1 protein-coding gene is annotated in these 333 nt (G+C 73.9%); it reads right to left on the bottom strand.

Features of this window, described 5'->3' with window-relative positions:
* The coding region (locus tag HCK04_RS41775) for a hypothetical protein (RefSeq protein WP_205831305.1) at positions 1-183 on the bottom strand (183 nt) is incomplete at its 3' end.
* Positions 184-333: the final 150 nt, after the last annotated feature.

The following is a 333-nucleotide window of genomic DNA, read 5'->3' as shown; positions in this document are numbered from 1 at the left end:
TGTGCTCGCCACCCCAGCGGTGTCGGCCGCGCCAGCCGCGCCCGCCGCGTTGACCACGTCAGCCGTGTTCGCCGAGTCCGCGTTAGCCGTGCCAGCCGCGCTTGTGGTGCTGACTGCGCCTGCCGTGTCGGCCGTGTTGGCCGTGTCGGCCGTGTGGGCTGGGTCGGTCTGTTCGCCCAGCATGGCCGGGTCACCCGATCCCGCTGGGGCGTGCGCTGCAGCCGGGTCACACGATCGGCCCGGGTGACGCGATCCCGCCGGGTCGGGTGATCCGGTTCGGTCGGGCGATCCGGTTGCGGGGGTGGTGCCGAGCTGGGCGTGGGCTTGACGGGT

Origin of the sequence: Microbispora sp. CL1-1 (assembly GCF_012034195.1) — a bacterium.
Classification (GTDB): domain Bacteria; phylum Actinomycetota; class Actinomycetes; order Streptosporangiales; family Streptosporangiaceae; genus Microbispora.
The sequence above is the reverse complement of the archived record's forward strand: the minus strand, read 5'-3'. Positions and strand labels throughout refer to the sequence as shown.